We start from the raw sequence: 18,146 nt of genomic DNA, 5'->3' as shown, positions 1-18,146 counted from the left end.
CATACCAGGCCAAGTAGGACAATGGAAGCGTTATGGATGTACTGAGCAGGAACAACGTGGTGATCACCGGCCGGGGCGACGGCCCCGTGTTGATGCTGGCCAACGGCTTCGGCTGCGACCAGAACATGTGGCGCCTCGTGGCCCCGGAGCTGGCACGGCAGTTCAAGATCGTCCAGTTCGACCACGTCGGCACCGGGAAGTCGGATCTCTCGGCGTGGAGCGAGGAGCGGTACTCCTCACTGGACGCGTACGCCGAGGACATCCTGGAGATCTGCCATGAACTCGACCTGGGGCCGCTCGTGCTCGTCGGGCACTCGGTGAGCGCCGTCTTCGCAGTCCTGGCCGCGGCGTGGGAGCCCCAGCTGTTCGAGAAGCTCATTCTGCTCACGCCCTCGCCGCGCTACATCGACGACGCCGGATACCGGGGCGGGTTCAGCGCCGAGGACATCGACGAGCTGCTGGAGTCACTGGACAGCAACTACCTCGGCTGGTCCGAGGCGTTGGCCCCCGTCGTGATGGGCAACCCTGAACGGCCTGAGCTGACCGAGGAGTTGACCAACAGCTTCTGCCGGATCGACCCCGCCGTCGCGAGAGTGTTCGCCCGTGCGACGTTCCTCTCCGACAACCGCGCCGACCTCGGGCGCGTTTCGGTACCGACCCGGGTGATCGACGTCGCCCAGGACGTCATCGCTCCCCGCGAGGTCGGAGCGTTCGTCCACAAGTCGATCCCCGGCAGCGAACTGGTGACCCTCGAAGCCGTCGGCCACTGCCCGCAGCTGAGCGCGCCTGCCGCCACCACGGAGGCCATCGCCGGGTTCGCAGCCCGTGACGGATGATGCGGGGCGCGGACGACGCGGAGCAGGGCCCTCCGCAGCAGCACGACACCCCCGACGGCCACGGCACACCGGGGGCGGCCGCGCACGCCGGGCTGCTGGAGGACAACCCCGAGGATCTGTTCGAGAACGCTCCGTGCGGCTACCTCTCCACGCTGATGGACGGACGGATCGTCAAGGCCAACCGCACGCTTCTGGACTGGCTGGGCCGCTCCCACGACGATGTCGTCGGGAACATGCGCTTCGTGGATCTGCTGACGGTGGGCGGGAAGATCTACCACGAGACGCACTTCGCACCGCTGGTCCACCTCCAGCACGAGGTGAGCGGGGTCACCCTGGAACTGAGGACCGCCGACGGATCCCGGCTGCCCGTGCTCGTCACCTCCGTCGTCAAGACGGACAGCAGCGGACAGCCGCAACTGATCCGCACCACGGTCAACGACGCCCGGGACCGACGTGCGTACGAGTCGGAGCTGCTGCGCTCCAGAGAGAAGGCGGAACTCGAACGCGAGCGCTCCCAGCGCCTGGTCAGCACGCTCCAGCAGACGCTGGTGCCGCCGGCACTGGCATCACCTCCGGGGATGGATGTGACCGCTCACTACCACGTCGCCTCCCCGGACGAAGTCAGCGGAGACTTCTACGACTTGTTCCCGCTCACGAAGGACACATGGGGGCTGTTCCTGGGTGACGTGTGCGGCAAGGGCGCGCCCGCGGCGGTGCTGACCTCGCTCGCCCGCTACACCCTGCGGGCCGCGGCCGTCTACAACCCCGACCCCGTGGCCGTGCTCAAGAACCTCAACACCGTGCTGAACACGGCTGATTTCGAGCACGACCCCCGTTTCTGCACCGTCCTCTTCGGAGTTCTCCGGCCCGAGGACGACGGCTTCGGCGTGACACTCGCGAGCGGCGGGCACCCCAACGCGCTGCTGCTGCGCCGCTGCGGACGCGCCGAGTATCTCCCCACTCCCGGCGGGCAGTTGATCGGTGTGCTCGCCACACCGCATGTGGCGACCACCAACGTGCATCTGGGCCCCGGAGACACCCTGCTCCTGTACACCGACGGGCTCACCGAAGCCCACACCGCCACCGAATCGGGTGAGCGCTACGGAGACGACGCGCTGCTGGGCTACGCAGACGTGCTGGCGCCCAGCACAGCCGGAGAGGTCGTCGCCGCCATCACCGACCTGCTGGACGCCTTCGGCGAAGGGCTGGTCGACGACACGGCGGTACTGGCACTGGGCGTGCCTCCCGAGAGCTGACGTGAACGGAGTGAACGAAGGCGGCCCGTGTACGAGTGCCGCCCGGCGTTGTACGGGGCACAGCCCGTACCTCCGTGCGAGGTAGCGGAGTTGGACCTCACATCTTCGGCAACGACGTGGGGCGCTCATGGGCGGGACGAACAGCAAGCAGGCCAGCAGGAAGAACGACGACCGGCCCGCCATCTGGGTCGGCTACGGAAAGCTGCTGAAGCTCTTCCGCGAGAAGGCACGGCTGACGCAGGAGGAGCTGGCCGAACTCATCAGCTACTCGCACGAGACGGTCGCCTCGGTGGAGCAGGGCCGCCGCCCGGCGAAGGCCCCCTTCACGGCCGCGGCCGAGCGCGTACTGGAGGCGGGCGGTGCGCTGCAAGTCCTCCAGGAGGAGGTCGATTTCGCCAAACTGCCCGCGTTCTTCCGGGACTTCGCCCTCATCGAGATGGAGGCGGTGAGCCGCAGCTCGTACGACCCGCAACTCGTTCCGGGCCTGCTCCAGACGGAGGACTACGCACGTACCGTGTTCGAAGGTAGGTGCCCACCCCTGGAAGAAGAGGTCGTCGAACAGCACGTCGACGCCCGCCTGAACAGACAGCGCCTCCTGACCAGGCGCCCGGCTGTGAACTTCTCGTTCGTCATCGACGAAGCAGCACTGCGCAATCCCCTCGGGAACCCGCAAACGATGCGGCACCAGCTCGAACACCTGTTGACCCAGGGCCAGTTGCGCAATGTGGAGATGCAAGTGATGCCCTTGGGGCGCGGCTTCCACCCGGGGCTCAACGGCCCGATGGTGCTCATCGAGACTGCGGAGCACCATCACTTCGGCTACTTCGAATCGCAGGGAATCGGTCATGTCGTCGGCGACCGCGCGCAAGTGAGTTCGTTCTCTCTCCGATATGGCAAGCTGCGCTCGATGGCCCTGAACCTCAGGGAGTCGAGGGCGTTCATCGAGCAGCTTGCGGGAGAGCTATGAACACCGAGCAGCACAAGGCCGGTCACGGCGAGCTGCGCTGGTTCAAGAGCAGCCACAGCGGTTCGGACGGCGGTGACTGTCTCGAAGTCGCGGCAGGTGCGGGCACGGTGAACGTGCGGGACTCGAAGTCCGCGCTCGGGCCGGTGCTTTCGGTGCCGACCCGGCAGTGGACGACATTCGTGGGCTTCGTCGCGGGCGCCGCCCGCCGCTGACGCAGGAAGCCGGGCCCCCGTGGCCCTGAACCTCAGGGAGCCGAGGGCCTTCATCGAGCAGCTTGCGGGAGAGCTATGAACACCGAGCAGCACAAGGCCGGTCACGGCGAGCTGCACTGGTTCAAGAGCAGCCACAGCGGTTCGGGCGGCGGTGACTGTCTCGAAGTCGCGGCAGGTGCGGGCACGGTGAACGTGCGGGACTCGAAGTCCGCGCTCGGGCCGGTGCTTTCGCTGCCGACCCGGCAGTGGACGACATTCGTGGGCTTCGTCGCGGGCGCCGCCCGCCGCTGACGCAAGGGCGAGGGCGAGGCGAGGTCTCAGCCTGCCGCGCCCTTGCCGCGGATCTCGTCCAGGTCCCTGGCCGACTGTTCGAGCAGGGCCCGCATGGCCGCTTCCGCACCGTCGGCGTCGCACGCCCGGACCATGTCGAGCACGGCCCTGTGGCTGGGCACGGGGTTCTGCGGGCGGTGGCCGGAGGCGTGCACGAGCCGGTCGCGGTAGGCGAGGCCGGTGGCGATGACCATCTCCATGCGCTCCAGCATCTCGTTGTGCGAGGCGGCGAGCAGGGCACGGTGGAAGGCGAGGTCGGCGTCGACGGCCTCGTCGCCGATCTCCGAGGCACGCTCCATGGCGGCGAGTGCGTCGTCCAGCGTCGCGAGGTCCGCGTCGGTGCGGCGTTCGGCGGCGAGCCGTACCGCCGCCGGTTCGACGATGCCCCGCACTTCGGCGAGGTCACGAAGCAGGGCGTTGCCGGCGCCCGTGTCCGGGCCGTCGGCGGATTCGAACTGCCAGCGCAGCACGTCCGCGTCGAGGAGGTGCCAGTCGGCGCGGGGCCGCACGAATGTGCCCCGCTTCTGCCGTGCGTCGACCATCCCCTTGGCTGCGAGCACCTTCAGCGATTCGCGCAACACGGTGAGGCTGACGCCGAGTTCGCTCTGGAGCGCGCCAAGGTCGAGTGTGTCTCCCGCACCGATGCGACCGCTGAGTACGCGGTGTGCGATGGCCTCGACGGTCTGGCCGTGTACTCCGCGGCGCGCGTAACCGGACATGCCCTGACTCTCCTTCTCCGATGCCTTCTTGACCGCCGGTCCGCCCGGTGCCCGTCTCTTCCGGGGGCCGCCTCATGCTGAATCGTCACGACGAGGACTTCATGACGCTCCACCCCCCGTCGACCAGGAGACTCGCGCCGGTCACGTACGACGCTTCCGGCGAGGCCAAGTACGCGACGGCGGAAGCGACTTCGTCCGGCGTGCCGAAACGGCGGGCCGCGGTCCCCGCGACGCTGGCGGCCCTCTCCTGCTCCGGCACCCGGTCCCACAGCCCGGTGAGCACCGGCCCCGGCAGCACGGTGTTGAACCGCACCTGTGGTCCGTACTCGACCGTCAACTGACCGCACAGCGACAGCAGTCCGCCTTTGGCGGCCGCGTAGGCGGGGTGCCCGGGAATGCCGTGGTGCGCATGGACGGACGAGACGAGCACGACCGCTCCGCGTTCGGCACGAAGGTCCTCCAGGCAGGCCCGTACGCCGAGGAAGGCGGCGGTGAGCCCGACGGAGATCTGCCGGTTCCACGAGTCGGGCGTGGTCTCGTGGGCGGGGGCGACCTCCACCTTGACCGCGTTGCTGACCAGCACACCGACGGGCCCGAATTCGCGTGCGGCGCGGAGGATGCGCCGCCACGCGCCGGGGTCCGCCACGTCGGCCGGGACGAAGACCGCGTCGCCGCCGCCGTCGCCTATCCCCTCCGCCACCCGGGCGCCGCGCGGTTCGTCGACGTCGGCGATCACGACGGCGGCGCCTTCGTGCGCGAGGCGGTGCGCGGTGGCCGCGCCGATGCCTGATGCGGCTCCGGTGACGACGGCGGTCCGTCCGTGGAACCGGCCGGGAGCGCGTACGGCCCCCGCGTCGGCGTCCTTCGCCGGCCCTGTCATCGGGCACCTCCCTCGCTTCGTACGGAACCGGCCGGGGAGGGTTGACCCCTTCCCGGGGTGCACTTACGTTAATTCATAATTAATGGATTGAACCATCTGCGTGCGACAGCGACCGACGACCCGAAGGTGCCCGGCAGCATGAAGAGGTCAGACAGGCGGATCCACTTCGGCGGCGACTACTACCCCGAGCAATGGCCCGAGGAGGTGTGGGCCGAGGACACCCGGCTGATGAAGGAGGCCGGGGTCACGATGGTGACGGCGGGGGTCTTCGCCTGGGCGCAGGTCGAACCCCGGCCCGGCGACTTCGACTTCGGCTGGTTCGACCGCGTGATGGACAACCTCGCGCAGGCCGGTCTGCGCGTCTGCCTCGCGACGATGACCGCCTCCCCGCCGCCGTGGCTGACGCGGCTGCACCCGGAGATCCTCCCCGAGACCGAGGACGGCCGCCGCAAATGGCCGGGCGGCCGGCAGCACTACTGCCCCTCCAGCCCCGTCTACCGCGAGTACGCGACCCGCCTGGTCGAGCAGGTCGCGGGCCGCTACGCGCAGCACCCGGCCCTGGAGGTGTGGCACGTCGGCAACGAGTACGGCTGCCACATCCGGCAGTGCTTCTGCGACGTGTCGGCCGCCGACTTCCGCCGCTGGCTGGGGGAGCGCTACGGCACCGTCGGCGCTCTCAACGAGGCCTGGTCCACGGCCTTCTGGTCGCAGCGCTACGACTCCTTCGACGAGGTGCTGCCGCCGCGTCTGGCCCCCACCTTCGCCAATCCCTCCCAGCAGCTGGACTACTGGCGCTTCAGCGACGACGCGCTGCGACAGTGCTTCCTCGCCGAGACGGAGGTGCTGCGCCGCGTCACGCCGGACGTGCCCGTGACGACGAACCTGATGCCGCACCACAAGCCCGTCGACGCCTTCGAATGGGCGCGGCACCAGGACGTGATGTCGCTGGACTTCTACCAGGACCCCCACGACCCGGACACCCACCTCTCCGCCGCGTACAACTTCGACCTGATGCGCTCGGCACGCGGCGGGCAGCCGTGGCTGCTGCTGGAACAGGCGCCCAGCGCCGTCAACTGGCGCCCGCGCAACGGCCCCAAGCCACCGGGCGCGATGCGGCTGTGGAGCTGGCAGGCCGTGGCGCAGGGCGCCGACGCGATCATGTACTTCCAGTGGCGGCAGTCGCGCGGCGGCGCCGAGAAGTTCCACTCCGCGATGCTCCCGCACGGCGGCACCGGCACCCGCATCCACCGCGAAGTCAGCGATCTCGGCCGCGAGTTGGGCTCCGTACCGGAGATCGCGGGAACCCGTTCACGCGCGGACGCCGCGCTGCTGACGGACTGGAACAGCTGGTGGGCGCTGGAACTCGACTCGCGTCCCTCGACCGCTCTGGACCAGGCGCTGATCAACCGTGCCCACCACCGTGCGCTCTTCGACGCGGGTGTGGCCTGCGACGTCCTGCCGCCGTCGAGCGAACTGTCCGGCTACAAACTGGTCGTCGTCCCCAATCTGTATCTGCTCGGCGAGGACGACGCCCGCCGTCTGGCTCAGTACGTGGAGGGCGGCGGGCAGCTGCTCGTCTCGTTCTTCTCCGGGATCGTCGACGGCTGCGACCGGGTGCACCTGGGCGGATATCCCGCACCGCTGCGGGAGTTGCTCGGTCTGCGCGTCGAGGAGTTCTGGCCGCTGGACGAAGGCGTGAGCGTCCCCGTCGAGGGCGTGGACCCCGGCGGGCCGCTCGGCGCGCCGGGCACCGAGGGCGATCTGTGGTCGGAGGCCGTCGAGTTGGAGGGCGCGGAGGCCGTCGCCGTCTTCCGCGGGGGTGAGTTGGCGGGACGCCCCGCCGTCACCCGTCACGCCTACGGCGCCGGCACCGCCTGGTACATCGGCACCCGGCTCCATCGGGCCGCCATGCGCGGCCTGATGGACCAGGTCCGTCAGGCCGCGGGCGTGGGCCCCGTGCTGGCCGGGCTGCCCGAAGGGGTCCAGGCCACGGTCCGCGAGGACGACGAGCACCGCTTCCTGTTCCTGCTCAACCACGGGGACGAGGACGCCGTCGTGGAACTGCCCGAACCGATGCGTGACCGGCTGGGCCCGTACGGAACGGACCGGGTCACCGCGGTGACGCTGCCGCCCCGCGGGGTCGCCGTCATGGAGCACTGAGCCGCCGTCACGGGGCACTGAGAAGTCCGGCATTTCCCCCTGCGCCCGGCGGGGGACCCTCCCCCTGCGCCTCCGGCCCGGGGGGACCCCAGACGAGGAGGTCGGATGCCCGTTCGCAGGAAGGTTCTCTCATGGGGCGCCGCCGCGGCAGCGGCGCCCGCGCTCGCCGGGTGCGCCGAGTCGGCAGGCGCGGCGCGGCGCACGACGCAGGCACCGCGCAGGGACGGCCAGAAGGTCCGGCTGGTCTTCTGGACCTGGGTTCCGCTGCAGAAGGCCGTGGCGCTGTGGAACAGCAGGCGTCCGGACATCCACGTCCAGGTGCAGACCGTGCCGGCCAACACACAGGGCGGCTACCAGAAGATGCACTCGTCGCTGAAGGCCGGCAGCCCGCCCGACCTTGCTCAGGTCGAGTACTACGCACTGCCCGAGTTCATGCTCGTGAACGGACTGACGAACCTCAGCGAACACGGAGCGGACAAGCTGAAGGGCTCCTACGTCGACTGGCAGTGGAACCAAGGGGTCTTCGGCGGCGACGTCTTCGCGATGCCCCAGGGGTCCGGCCCGATGGGCTACTACTACCGCAAGGACCTCTTCGAGCGCTGGGACGTCGAAGTCCCGCGCACCTGGGACGAGTTCCGGCAAGCCGCCCTCAAGATCAAGAAGCGCGGCGGGGGTGCCCGCATCACGTCGTTCCCGCCGAGGAACGCCATGTGGTACGCGGCTTTCCCCTGGCAGCGCGGTGCGCAGTGGATACGGTCCGAGGGCGACACCTGGCTGGTCGACATCAACAGCAAGGTCTCGCTCGAAGTCGCCGACTACTGGGACGGGTTGATACGGGACGGCCTGGTCAAGGTCATGCCCGACACCCAGAGCGGCTGGTACCGGGCCCTGCAGACGGGCCAGTTGGCCAGCTGGCCCGGAGCCCAGTGGGGCGACGCCCTGCTGCGCGGCAACACCCCCGGCACGAAGGGGAAGTGGCGTGTGACGACGCTCCCCCAGTGGGAGGAGGGCGAGTCCGCCTCCGCCAACTGGGGCGGTTCCTCCACGGCGGTTCTTCAGGGCACCCGGCATCCCGCCGAGGCCATCGAGTTCGCGCACTGGCTCAACACCGACCCCGAGAGCATCGACCTTCTCGTCGCCGCGGGATACGGCTGGCCGGCCGCCCGCATCGATCTGGAGAAGTCCGCGCTGGGAAAGGCGGATCCCTTCTTCGGCGGCCAGCGCTACAACGAGGTCTTCCAGGAGTCGGACAAGCATGTCGACACGTCCTGGAAGTGGGCGCCGACCACCATCCAGTCCTTCGAGCACATCAAGGACGCCTTCGGCCGGGCCACGGCGGGTCACGGCACGCTCGTCGACGCCCTCAACGATGTGCAGGGACGGGTCCTGGACGACATGAAGGCCAAGGGACTCAAGGCGAGGAGCGCGTGATGCCTACACCTTCCGACTCCACCGCATCTGCCGGCCGGGCCGACGCCGGCGCCGGCCCGGCCGTCCCTTCCGGCACCTCCGGCGCGTCCCGCCCCGCAACCGGCGCACGGGATTTTCGCCCCCGCCGCTCCTCCCGGCCCGATTCCGCCGCCTGGTTCTTCCTCGGCCCGTTCCTGGCGCTCTTCGTCTTCGCCTTCGTCCTGCCGATCGTCTACGCCGTGTACCAGAGCCTGCTGAAGGTGGAGCGGCACGGGCCGCTCGGCCTCGGCGAGCCGACGGTCGGCTTCGGGGGCCTGGAGAACTACGCAATCGCGCTCCAGCAGGCCGACTTCATCGAGAGCTTCGGCCGGGTGCTGCTCTTCGGCGTCGTCCAGGTGCCGGTCATGCTGGTGCTGGCCCTCGTCCTGGCGCTGCTGCTCGACCAGCTCTCCCACCGCTGGGCCGGTCTGCTGCGGGCGTCCTACTTCCTCCCCTACGGCATCCCCGGTGTCATCGCCACGATTCTGTGGGGGTTCCTGTACGTCCCGGGCATCAGCCCCATCACCGAGGCGCTGGGTGCGTCGTCGCCGGACTTCCTCGGCTACGACAACGTGCTGTGGTCGGTCGCGAACATCGTCGTCTGGGAGTTCGCCGGCTACAACATGCTGATCATCGTGGCGCAGCTCAAATCCATTCCGCAGGAGCTGTACGAGGCGGCGAGGATCGACGGCGCCGGTCCCTGGCAGACGGCCCTGCGGATCAAGATTCCGATGGTGCGGCCGGCCCTGGTGCTCACCTGCGTCTTCTCCATCATCGGCACGATGCAGCTCTTCGCGGAGCCCCTCGTCATCCAGGTGCTCTCACCGGCGGTCTCCAGCAGCTTCACTCCCAACCTCAGTGCCTACAACGACGCCTTCGCCAACGCCAACGTCTATCTGGCCGCCGCCAAGGCCGTACTGCTCGCCCTCGTCGCCTGCGCGTTGTCGTTCGGCTTCCTCACCCTCGTCACCCGCAAGGACAGGAGCAGGCGATGAGCGCGACCACAACTCCCGCAGACCCCGGGCCCGAGAGCACCACCACCGCCGACGGGCCCGGCCCGGCCGCGGTGAACGCGCCCGCAGGTCCGCGCCGCACGCCCTCGCCCGGACGCATCCTGATGATCCTGGCGCTCGCCGCCGCCGCCGGCTACTTCCTGCTGCCGGTCTACTGGCTGGTCGTCGCCGCCACGAAGACCACCGGGAAGCTGTACGGCAGCAACGGGCTGTGGTTCGACAGCCCGCAACTGCTGGAGAACGTCGGCAAGATCCTCACCCACGACGACCACATCTACCTCCAGTGGGTGCTCAACTCGCTGCTCTACGCCGGAGTCGGGGCGCTGCTGGCGACGGTGCTGGCGGCCGCGGCGGGCTTCGCGCTGGCCAAGTACCGCTTCCGCGGACGGGAGGCGGTCTTCAGGTCCGTGCTCGCGGGCGTGCTGCTGCCGCACACCGCGCTCGCCCTCCCCCTGTACCTGCTGTTCAACCAGCTCGGGCTGACGAACACCTACTGGGCGGTGCTCATCCCCGGCGTCGTCAGTCCCTTCGGCGTCTATCTGTGCCGGATCTACGCCGAGTCGGCCGTGGACGACACGCTGCTGGAAGCGGCACGCGTGGACGGAGCACGCGAGGGGCGGATCTTCTTCCAGCTCGTGCTGCGCCTGATGTCACCGGCGCTGGTGACGGTCTTCCTCTTCCAGTTCGTCGGCATCTGGAACAACTACTTCCTGCCGCTGGTGATGCTCTCCGACGACCGGAAGTACCCGATCACGCTGGGCCTGACCACGTGGCAGACCGCTGCGGAACGGCTGCCCGAACTGCTGCAGTACACGATCGGCGGCGCCTTCCTCTCCGTGATTCCGCTGGCCGCGGCCATGCTGGTCCTCCAGCGCTACTGGCGGACCGGTCTCACCGAGGGGAGCGTGAAGGGCTGACCACCACCACGCACGACAGGCCCGGGCCCGCCCGGTCCGCACCCGACGGACCGGGCGGCGTGCCGGGCACGCTCAACCGCACCATCTGGAGCACCACTTGAAGATCACCCGAGTCGAAACCTTCGCCGTGCCGCCGCGCTGGCTCTTCTGCCGCATCGAGACAGACGACGGCCTCGTCGGCTGGGGCGAACCCGTCGTGGAGGGCCGGGCGGATACCGTACGCACCGCCGTGCACGAGCTCGCCGACCAGTTCCTGACCGGCGCGGACCCCTCACGCATCGAGGACCTGTGGCAGGTCATGACGAAGGGCTCCTTCTACCGTGGCGGCCCCGTCCTCTCCAGCGCGGTCGCCGGCATCGACCAGGCGCTGTGGGACATCGCGGGCAAGGCGCTCGGCGCTCCCGTGCACCGGCTGCTGGGCGGACCGGTGCGCGAGCGCGCCCGCGCCTACTGCTGGGTGGGCGGCGACGAGCCGGCGGCCGTACGGGACCAGGTCGCCGCACAGGTCGAGGCCGGGTTCACCGCGGTGAAGATGAACGCCTCCGGGAGGATGAGCCGCCTGCCCACCGTCTCGGAGCTGAACGACGTCGCGGCGCGTGCGGAGGCCGCGCGCGAAGTCCTGGGGCCCGAGAGGGACTTCGCGATCGACTTCCACGGCCGCTTCTCCACGGCCGGCGCGGTCAGGGCGGCCGGCGTGCTCGAACCGTACGCGCCCATGTTCGTCGAGGAGCCCGTGCTGCCCGAGTACACGCATCTGATCGGGCAGGTGACCGGCTCGACCGCGCTGCCCGTCGCCACGGGTGAGCGGCTCTACTCCCGCACGGACGTGCTGCCCGCGCTCCGGGCGGGGATCGCCGTGCTCCAGCCGGACCTCTCGCACGCCGGCGGCATCTCGGAGTGCCGCCGCATCGCGGCGCTCGCCGAGACATTCGACGTGGCCGTTGCACCGCACTGCCCGCTGGGGCCGCTGGCTCTCGCCGCGTCCCTCCAACTCGCTTTCTGCACACCGAACTTCCTCATCCAGGAACAGTCGATCGGCATTCACTACAACGCGGACGCCGAACTCCTCGACTACGTCGCCGACCGGTCCGTCTTCCGATTCGACGAGGGCCATCTGCTGCGGCCGACGGCCCTGGGGCTCGGTGTGGAGATCGACGAAAAGGCCGTGCGGGACGCGGACGGCAGCGCGAAGAGCTGGCACAACCCGCTCTGGCGGTACGGGGACGGCGCGTTCGCCGAGTGGTGACCTGCGCCGGTTCCCCGGGGGGCGGCCCGACGGAACGGACGGACGGACGGGCCTCCCGGCAGCGGGGCGGCGGGGCGGCCGGGCGGCGCGGCAGGAAGCGGCCGCCCGGCGTCGCCGGGGCGGCGGGCCCTGTGCGCGAGGCGCCGCCCCCGTCAGGAGCCGCCGGCCTGCTGCAGCGTCAGCATCCCGTCCCGGCCGTTCCCGACCCGCACCCCGAACTGACCGCTCACCCTGTCGAGGACGGCCCGCAGCCACTCGGCGTCCTCCGGCGCCGCCCGCGACAGCCGCATGCGCCGTGCCTGGAAGGGCGCCATGCGCAGCTCCGTCAGTCTGCCCGTGTCCGCCTCGACCGAGGCCAGATAGAGCAGCCGCAGATCGTCGCGGTACTCCTCGTGACCCTCGACGCCTTCGTAGTCGTCGATGAAGTCGCCGCAGCCGTAGAGCACGAGCTTGCCCCGGTAGACCTCGATGGGCCGAGGGTGGTGCGAGGAGTGCCCGTGGACGATGTCCACGCCTCCGCCGTCGATGAGCGCGCGTGCGAAGACGGTCTGGTTCCTGGGCAGGTCGTATCCCCAGTTGGATCCCCAGTGGACGGAGACGACCACGATGTCGCCCGGACGTCTCGACTCCCGCATGCTGCCGGAGATGAGAGCGGCCGCGTTGCGGGTGGTCAGGTCCAGGAGGTTCACACCGGAGCGGTTCGGGAGTGCGGCCCAGTCCATGGGGATGCCGCTGGAGGGTGTCCCCATCGCCAGGACGATCACGCGCCGCCTCCCCCCGTCGAGCGGCACCACGGCCGGCTCGCGCGCCCCGGCCGTGTCCCGGCCCGCGCCCGCGGTGCGCAGGCCCGCTCCGGCGAGTGAGTCCAGGGTCTCCTCCAGGCCGGACCGTCCGAAGTCCAGCACATGGTTGTTCGCCAGCACGCACACATCGGGCCGCGCGGCGGTCAGACAGCCGAGGTTGGCGGGGTTCATCCGGTAGTGGACACCCTTGAAGCGGTCGAAGTCGCCGTGCCGCGTCACGCTCGTCTCGAGGTTGATCACCCGGACGTCGGGCGCGGCCTCCTCCAGCACGTCCAGGGCCTCCCCCCAGGGCCAGGAGAAGTCGACCGGGGCGGGGATGCTCCCGTTGACCCTCTCCGCCAGCTCGACGTAGGACCGCGCGTCCCGCATGAATCCCTCGCGCAGCTCGGGGGCACCAGGATGCGGAAGGATCTGGTCGACGCCGCGGCCGGGCATGACGTCACCGCACAGGGACAAAGTGACCGATTCGCCGCTCATCACCGCAATATTTCATGCCGGGACGAGCCGGGCCGCAAGCTGCGCCCCGTGGTCCCGCCCGTGCCCGCCCCCGCGGAGATCCCGGCGCTGTGCAGGCACGACGGCGGTCTACCGCGGAGGGGACGGACACGGCACACCCCGGCGCGGGCAGGCGAGGACCGCCCGTACGAGGAAGCGGTCGTGAGCCGTGTAGTAGCCGACGTAGGCGTCCGCTCCGCGCCGGAGCGCGTCACGGGCGCGGTCCATGTGCCTCGGGACCTGGAGGGCGGTGTCCCGCGGCGGGGACTCCGTGAGTTCCTTCTCCAGCCAGCCCGCCGCGCCCGTGGCCTCGGTGAACGTGCCGTCCATCATCGAACGCGGCTTGCGGAACCACATGTTCAGCTCGATCGGCGGCGTGGGGGACTCCGGATCACGGGCCTCCCCGTCGCTCGGCCTCTCGTGGCCGGTGTAGCTGAAGGCATGCCAGTGGGTGTCCATCGTCCGTGACCTCCGGGGCCCGCGCTCCTCCGGGCCGCACGCGGGGCCCGTGGTGCGCGCATCGTGCTCCCCCGGCGCGGCCGGGCCCGCGTCGACCCGCCCGCGCACGGCCGGGCAGTCACGCGATGGAGTGGACGCAGGGGACGCACTCGCGCGACCGACGGGCGGGCGGGCCTCGGGAAGTCGGACAGGGCCGGTGGCCGGCCCGGCGAGGAGGGCGGGCCTGCGGATTAGTCAGCTGCGGCTAAAGTCCGACTGAAGCCGCACGCCACGTCTTAGCGTGGCGAGCCCGATCCACCACCAGAGGATTCAGATGATGCGTGCCGGTCGCTCCCGTGTAGCCCTCACTGCCCTGCTCGTGGCGAGTTCACTGGCCCTGGCCGGATGCGGCTCGGACGACGGCGGCCCGGCTTCCACGAAGCCCGCCGGCAAGGAGAAGACCGACGGCGAAAACGCCGGCGACGGGAAGAAGGCGCCGGAGAAGGACGCACCGGAAGGGGTCGCCCCGGGCGAGAAGAACCCGAACGGCACTCCGGCGAAGCTGCAGTTCACGAGCCGGACGATCGACGGGAAGGCCTTCAAGGGCGCCTCGCTGGCGGACAAGCCCGCCGTGCTGTGGTTCTGGGCGCCGTGGTGCGGGACGTGCCAGGGGCAGGCGGCGCAGACGGCGAAGCTCGCCGAGAAGTACAAGGGCAAGGTCAACTTCATCGGTGTGGCCGGGCTCGACAAGACCGAACCCATCAAGGGCTTCGTCAAGACGCAGAAGGTCGGCAACTTCCCGCACCTGAACGACCAGAAGGGCGCGGTCTGGAAGAAGTTCGGGATCACGCAGCAGAGTTCGTACGTCATGCTCGACAAGAACGGCAAGGCCGTCGAGCAGGAGGCGGCGACCACTCCCGGCCAGCTGACCGAGCAGGTCGCCCGGCTCGCCGGCTGACCCGCTGCCCTGCTGAGCCGCTGGAAGGCCCATGGACGACCTGCCCCTCGCGCTGGCACTGACCGCGGGCATGCTCGCCGCGGTCAACCCCTGCGGCTTCGCGCTGCTGCCCGCGTATCTGTCGCTGCTGGTGCTGGGTGAGGACTCGCCCTCGCGGGGCGCCGCGGTGGGGCGGGCGCTGGCGGCGACCGCCGCGATGACGCTGGGATTCGCGGCGGTCTTCGGGCTGTTCGGGCTGGTCGTCGCCCCTCTGGCGGGCCAGGTGCAGCAGCATCTGCCCTGGTTCACCGTGGTGTTCGGGCTGCTCCTCGCGTGCGCCGGGGTGTGGCTCCTGGCCGGGCGGCAGCTTCCCACGCTGCTGCCCCGCGTCCGCCGCGCGCCCGGAGTCACCGGCTCCGTGCCGTCGATGGCGCTGTTCGGAGGGGCGTACGCCGTTGCCTCCCTCGGCTGCACGATCGCGCCGTTCCTCGCGGTCGTCGTCTCGGCGTTCCGGAGCGGCTCGACGGCAGGCGGCCTGCTGCTGTTCGGTGCGTACACGGCCGGGATGGGTGCTGTGGTCGGCACCGCCGCGCTCGCCGTGGCCCTGGCGCGGACCTCCGCCCTGGGCCGTCTGCGGCGCATGGGCGCCGCCGCCTCCCGCGTGGGCGGGGGTCTGGTCGTGCTCGCGGGCGCCTACACGGCGTACTACGGCTGGTACGAGATCCGGTCCCTGAGCGGAGGCGCGACGAGCGACCCCGTCATCGAGGCGGCGAGCACGGTGCAGCGGACGATCTCGGCGGGCCTGGAGTGGACGGGACTCCCCCTCGTGGCGGCCGCGTTCGTGGTGCTGCTGACGGTCGCGGTGGTGCGGGTGAGGGGCCGTGGCCGTCGCTCCGCGGTGGAGAGCCGGCGCGAGGGGGAAGCCGGCCGGGAGCACGTCGCCGGGTGAGGCGGGCGGCGGGTTCCGCCCACGGCGGGCCCGTCGCCGCACTCCGCATGCATCGCCCCCGGGCTCCGGCGCGGGCGGGCGCCGACGGCCCTTCCCCGACGTTGCACACCCGAACAAGGGGGCCGATGTCCGGACGTCCGCGCCCCGGCACCAGACTGGTGCAGGACAGCGCCGTCTCCCCTCCCCCGCCCGGGTCTGGCGCCCGGCACTTCGCGGGAGAGGTGCGGCCCCCAGGCGTACGTGCTCTGCCGCGAACGCCGCAGAGCGCGGCGGCCCGCCGCGGACCGTCACGAAGAGCCCTCGACCACGGAGAGAGTCAATGAACGATTTCGGCACGGGCTTCGAGAAGACCGTCGGCATGGAGTTCCCCGAGATCACGGCCGACAGGACCGTCGTCACCTGTGAGATCACCCCCGAACTCCTCCAGGCCTACGGCATCGTCCACGGCGGCGTGTACTGCTCGCTGGTCGAGACGGCTGCCAGCATCGCCGCCGCGGTCTGGTACGGCGACCGGGGCAACGTCGTCGGCGTCGCGAACCACACCAACTTCCTGCGGGCCATACGCTCCGGCAGGGTCACGGCCACGGCGACGCCGATCCACCGCGGCCGCACCCAGCAGCTGTGGCTCGTCACCGTCACGGACGACACGGGCCGCGACATCGCGCGCGGTGAGGTGCGTCTGACCAACCTGCCCTCCGACGGCGGCGGTTCGCAGGGCACCGGAGCCAAGGAGGAGCCGCAGGGACAGCCCGAGGGCGCCTGACGGCGCGACCGGGGGCGGGAGTTCGCGCCCCCGGTCCTCCCGGGACCGCCTGCCCGGCCTCGTCATGACGTGCCGGGCAGGCCGTGGGCGTGCGGGCAGGCCGTGGAGAACGGTCAGGCGTGCAGCAGCTCGCCCGGCACCGCGTCCGGATCGTTGCGCACCTCCGCCGGGTTGGACTCCCGCAGGGCCCAGGTGCAGCAGAAGGTGACCAGGCCCATGGCCGCCACGAAGACGGACACCAGCGTGGTCGAGCCGGTTTCGGCTATGAGGGCGGTCATGACGAGCGGTGTCGCGCCGCTGACCGTGATGGCCGCAAGCTGGTAGGCCAGGGAGGCGCCGGAGAAGCGGATCCTGGGCGCGAACATCTCCCCGATGTAGGCGGCGGCCGGCCCGTATGTCATGGACTGGAAGACGCTGCCCACGGCCAGCGCGACGAAGAACAGCAGCAGGCTCCTGGTGTCGACGAGCCAGAAGTAGGGGAAGGCCCACACGATCAGCGCGGCCGAACCGATGAGGATCATGGGACGGCGGCCCATCCGGTCGGACGCCGCGCCCGACCAGAGGATCACGCCCGCCCCGAGCAGCGAGGAGAGCAGCGAGACCGAGAGCAGCGACTCGTGGCTCATGTCCAGTTCCGCGGTCGCGTAGCTGAGGACGCCCGCGATGCTGATGTAGAAGAGGCAGTTGGTGGCGGCGAGCATCCCGCAGGCGAGGAGGATCTTGCGCCAGTCCTTGCGGACGGCCTCGCTGAGCGGAGCACGGGCGACCTTCTCCTGCTTGCTCCTGGAGGCCTCCTGCAGCGCGCGGAACTCCGGGCTGTCCTCGACCTTCGTCTGGATGTACAGCACCACCGGGAAGAGCAGCGCGGAGAAGAAGAACGGGATGCGCCAGCCCCAGGTCATGAACGCCGACTCCGACATCACGGCGGTCGACGCCAGGAAGGCCACGTTGCCGAGGATGACGCCGAAGGGCACGCCCATCTGCCCGAAGGTGCCGGCGAATCCCCTGCGTTTCGGGCTGGTCGACTCCGTCAGCAGCAGCACGATGCCGCCCCACTGCCCTCCGCACGCCAGGCCCTGGATGAAGCGGAGGGTCACCAGGAGTATCGGCGCGAGTATCCCGATGCTCCCGGCGCTCGGCAGGCATCCGATCAGGAAGGTCGCCAGGCCCATGCCCAGCAGGCAGGCGACGACCATGGGCTTGCGGCCGTAGCGGTCGCCGAAGTGTCCCGCGAGGATGCCGCCCAGCGGCCGCGCGATGAAGCCCGCCCAGAAGGTGCTGAAGGAGAGCAGCGTGCCCGTGAGCGGCGAGCTGGAGGGGAAGAAGACGTGGGGGAAGACCAGCGCGGCAGCCGTGCCGTAGAGGAAGAAGTCGTACCACTCGATCGAGCTGCCGATCAGCCCCGCGGCGAGCAGCTTGCGATGGCCCTCGGGTTGGGTTCCGGGCTGCGCCGCCGCTGCCGCTGCCGCATCCTCGCTCGGTTCCGCCGTTTCAGTCATGGCTCTCCCTTGGCGGTGGACTGCAACTGATCGCCGTAAGCTGACGTCATGTTCAACTTCTGGGCGAAGCTTCGGGGAAGGCCATTGCGGTGTCAACAGCCGGAACACAACCGTCTGCGCTGCGAGGACGCCCACCGAGGACGCAGTGGCGCCCCCGACGGCCCTGCGGCGGCGCGCCGTTGGACAGCGGACCGGAGCCGGTGACCCCGGCCGCTGCGCGGCGGGAGGTGCAAACGGGCGCCTCCCGGTGACGCAACCGGGCGAGGGGAGCGGCAAG

Annotated in this window: 18 protein-coding genes; 13 read left to right on the top strand and 5 right to left on the bottom strand. The window is 70.4% G+C overall.

Annotated features, from left to right (window positions below; all coding sequences use genetic code 11):
* Positions 1-32 precede the first annotated feature (32 nt).
* The 5 genes from H180DRAFT_RS15155 to H180DRAFT_RS15135 all read left to right on the top strand — a co-directional run bounded on the left by H180DRAFT_RS15155 (position 33) and on the right by H180DRAFT_RS15135 (position 3,562).
* Positions 33-836: an alpha/beta fold hydrolase gene (locus H180DRAFT_RS15155; protein WP_055486591.1), complete on the top strand. Its 804-nt coding sequence runs from the start codon at positions 33-35 to the stop codon at positions 834-836.
* Positions 833-2,092: a PP2C family protein-serine/threonine phosphatase gene (locus H180DRAFT_RS15150; protein ID WP_079100128.1), complete on the top strand. Its 1,260-nt coding sequence runs from the start codon at positions 833-835 to the stop codon at positions 2,090-2,092. Before H180DRAFT_RS15155 ends, H180DRAFT_RS15150 begins: the two co-directional genes overlap by 4 nt.
* A gap of 127 nt (positions 2,093-2,219) precedes the next feature.
* Positions 2,220-3,059: a helix-turn-helix domain-containing protein gene (locus H180DRAFT_RS15145; protein ID WP_055486589.1), complete on the top strand. Its 840-nt coding sequence runs from the start codon at positions 2,220-2,222 to the stop codon at positions 3,057-3,059.
* Entirely contained in the window at positions 3,056-3,271 is a 216-nt protein-coding gene (locus H180DRAFT_RS15140; RefSeq protein WP_055486588.1) for a DUF397 domain-containing protein, read from the top strand. The genes H180DRAFT_RS15145 and H180DRAFT_RS15140 overlap by 4 nt, the downstream gene beginning before the upstream one ends.
* Before the next feature lie 75 nt (positions 3,272-3,346).
* Positions 3,347-3,562: a DUF397 domain-containing protein gene (locus tag H180DRAFT_RS15135; protein WP_055486587.1), complete on the top strand. Its 216-nt coding sequence runs from the start codon at positions 3,347-3,349 to the stop codon at positions 3,560-3,562.
* Between the two features lie 26 nt (positions 3,563-3,588).
* Here H180DRAFT_RS15135 and H180DRAFT_RS15130 read toward each other — a convergent pair whose 3' ends face one another.
* A complete protein-coding gene (locus tag H180DRAFT_RS15130) occupies positions 3,589-4,320 on the bottom strand; it encodes a FadR/GntR family transcriptional regulator (protein WP_055486586.1) in 732 nt (243 codons plus the stop codon).
* A gap of 85 nt (positions 4,321-4,405) precedes the next feature.
* On the bottom strand, positions 4,406-5,200 hold the full coding sequence (locus tag H180DRAFT_RS15125) for an SDR family NAD(P)-dependent oxidoreductase (RefSeq protein ID WP_055486585.1): 795 nt from the start codon (positions 5,198-5,200) through the stop codon (positions 4,406-4,408).
* Positions 5,201-5,338: 138 nt separating this feature from the next.
* On the opposite strand from H180DRAFT_RS15125, the gene H180DRAFT_RS15120 reads away from it, so the two are divergent.
* The 5 genes from H180DRAFT_RS15120 to dgoD all read left to right on the top strand — a co-directional run bounded on the left by H180DRAFT_RS15120 (position 5,339) and on the right by dgoD (position 11,985).
* Positions 5,339-7,360 (top strand): beta-galactosidase, encoded by a 2,022-nt coding sequence (locus H180DRAFT_RS15120; protein WP_055486697.1) that lies wholly within the window; start codon positions 5,339-5,341, stop codon positions 7,358-7,360.
* Positions 7,361-7,465: 105 nt separating this feature from the next.
* Positions 7,466-8,791 (top strand): ABC transporter substrate-binding protein, encoded by a 1,326-nt coding sequence (locus tag H180DRAFT_RS15115; protein ID WP_055486584.1) that lies wholly within the window; start codon positions 7,466-7,468, stop codon positions 8,789-8,791.
* Entirely contained in the window at positions 8,791-9,804 is a 1,014-nt protein-coding gene (locus H180DRAFT_RS15110; RefSeq protein WP_055486583.1) for a carbohydrate ABC transporter permease, read from the top strand. Before H180DRAFT_RS15115 ends, H180DRAFT_RS15110 begins: the two co-directional genes overlap by 1 nt.
* 122 nt (positions 9,805-9,926) lie before the next feature.
* Positions 9,927-10,739, top strand: coding sequence for a carbohydrate ABC transporter permease (locus tag H180DRAFT_RS15105; RefSeq protein WP_254666039.1), 813 nt, complete (start codon positions 9,927-9,929; stop codon positions 10,737-10,739).
* A gap of 97 nt (positions 10,740-10,836) precedes the next feature.
* Positions 10,837-11,985 carry a galactonate dehydratase gene (gene dgoD / locus H180DRAFT_RS15100; protein ID WP_055486581.1) on the top strand — a complete coding sequence of 383 codons (1,149 nt, stop codon included), beginning with the start codon at positions 10,837-10,839 and terminating at the stop codon, positions 11,983-11,985.
* Positions 11,986-12,137: 152 nt separating this feature from the next.
* On the opposite strand, the gene H180DRAFT_RS15095 is transcribed toward dgoD, so the two are convergent.
* Positions 12,138-13,265: a CapA family protein gene (locus tag H180DRAFT_RS15095; protein ID WP_055486580.1), complete on the bottom strand. Its 1,128-nt coding sequence runs from the start codon at positions 13,263-13,265 to the stop codon at positions 12,138-12,140.
* Positions 13,266-13,373: 108 nt separating this feature from the next.
* Positions 13,374-13,742 (bottom strand): hypothetical protein, encoded by a 369-nt coding sequence (locus tag H180DRAFT_RS15090; protein WP_055486579.1) that lies wholly within the window; start codon positions 13,740-13,742, stop codon positions 13,374-13,376.
* A 313-nt stretch (positions 13,743-14,055) separates the two neighbouring features.
* Between H180DRAFT_RS15090 and H180DRAFT_RS15085 the strand changes: the two genes are divergently transcribed.
* The 3 genes from H180DRAFT_RS15085 (at position 14,056) to H180DRAFT_RS15075 (ending at position 16,370) form a co-directional block, all read left to right on the top strand.
* Positions 14,056-14,679: a redoxin family protein gene (locus tag H180DRAFT_RS15085; RefSeq protein WP_055486578.1), complete on the top strand. Its 624-nt coding sequence runs from the start codon at positions 14,056-14,058 to the stop codon at positions 14,677-14,679.
* Between the two features lie 31 nt (positions 14,680-14,710).
* Complete coding sequence (locus H180DRAFT_RS15080; protein WP_055486577.1) at positions 14,711-15,607, top strand: cytochrome c biogenesis CcdA family protein; 897 nt, start codon at positions 14,711-14,713, stop codon at positions 15,605-15,607.
* Positions 15,608-15,926: 319 nt separating this feature from the next.
* The gene (locus H180DRAFT_RS15075; protein ID WP_055486576.1) at positions 15,927-16,370 is read left to right on the top strand and encodes a PaaI family thioesterase; all 444 of its coding nucleotides are present in this window, start codon (positions 15,927-15,929) and stop codon (positions 16,368-16,370) included.
* Positions 16,371-16,483: 113 nt separating this feature from the next.
* Here H180DRAFT_RS15075 and H180DRAFT_RS15070 read toward each other — a convergent pair whose 3' ends face one another.
* Positions 16,484-17,869, bottom strand: coding sequence for an MFS transporter (locus H180DRAFT_RS15070; RefSeq protein WP_055486575.1), 1,386 nt, complete (start codon positions 17,867-17,869; stop codon positions 16,484-16,486).
* Positions 17,870-18,146 lie beyond the last annotated feature (277 nt).

Source organism: Streptomyces sp. WMMB 322 (assembly GCF_900090145.1).
GTDB lineage: Bacteria > Actinomycetota > Actinomycetes > Streptomycetales > Streptomycetaceae > Streptomyces.
Note: the sequence above shows the minus strand (reverse complement) of the source record. Positions and strands in the feature narration are given on the sequence as shown.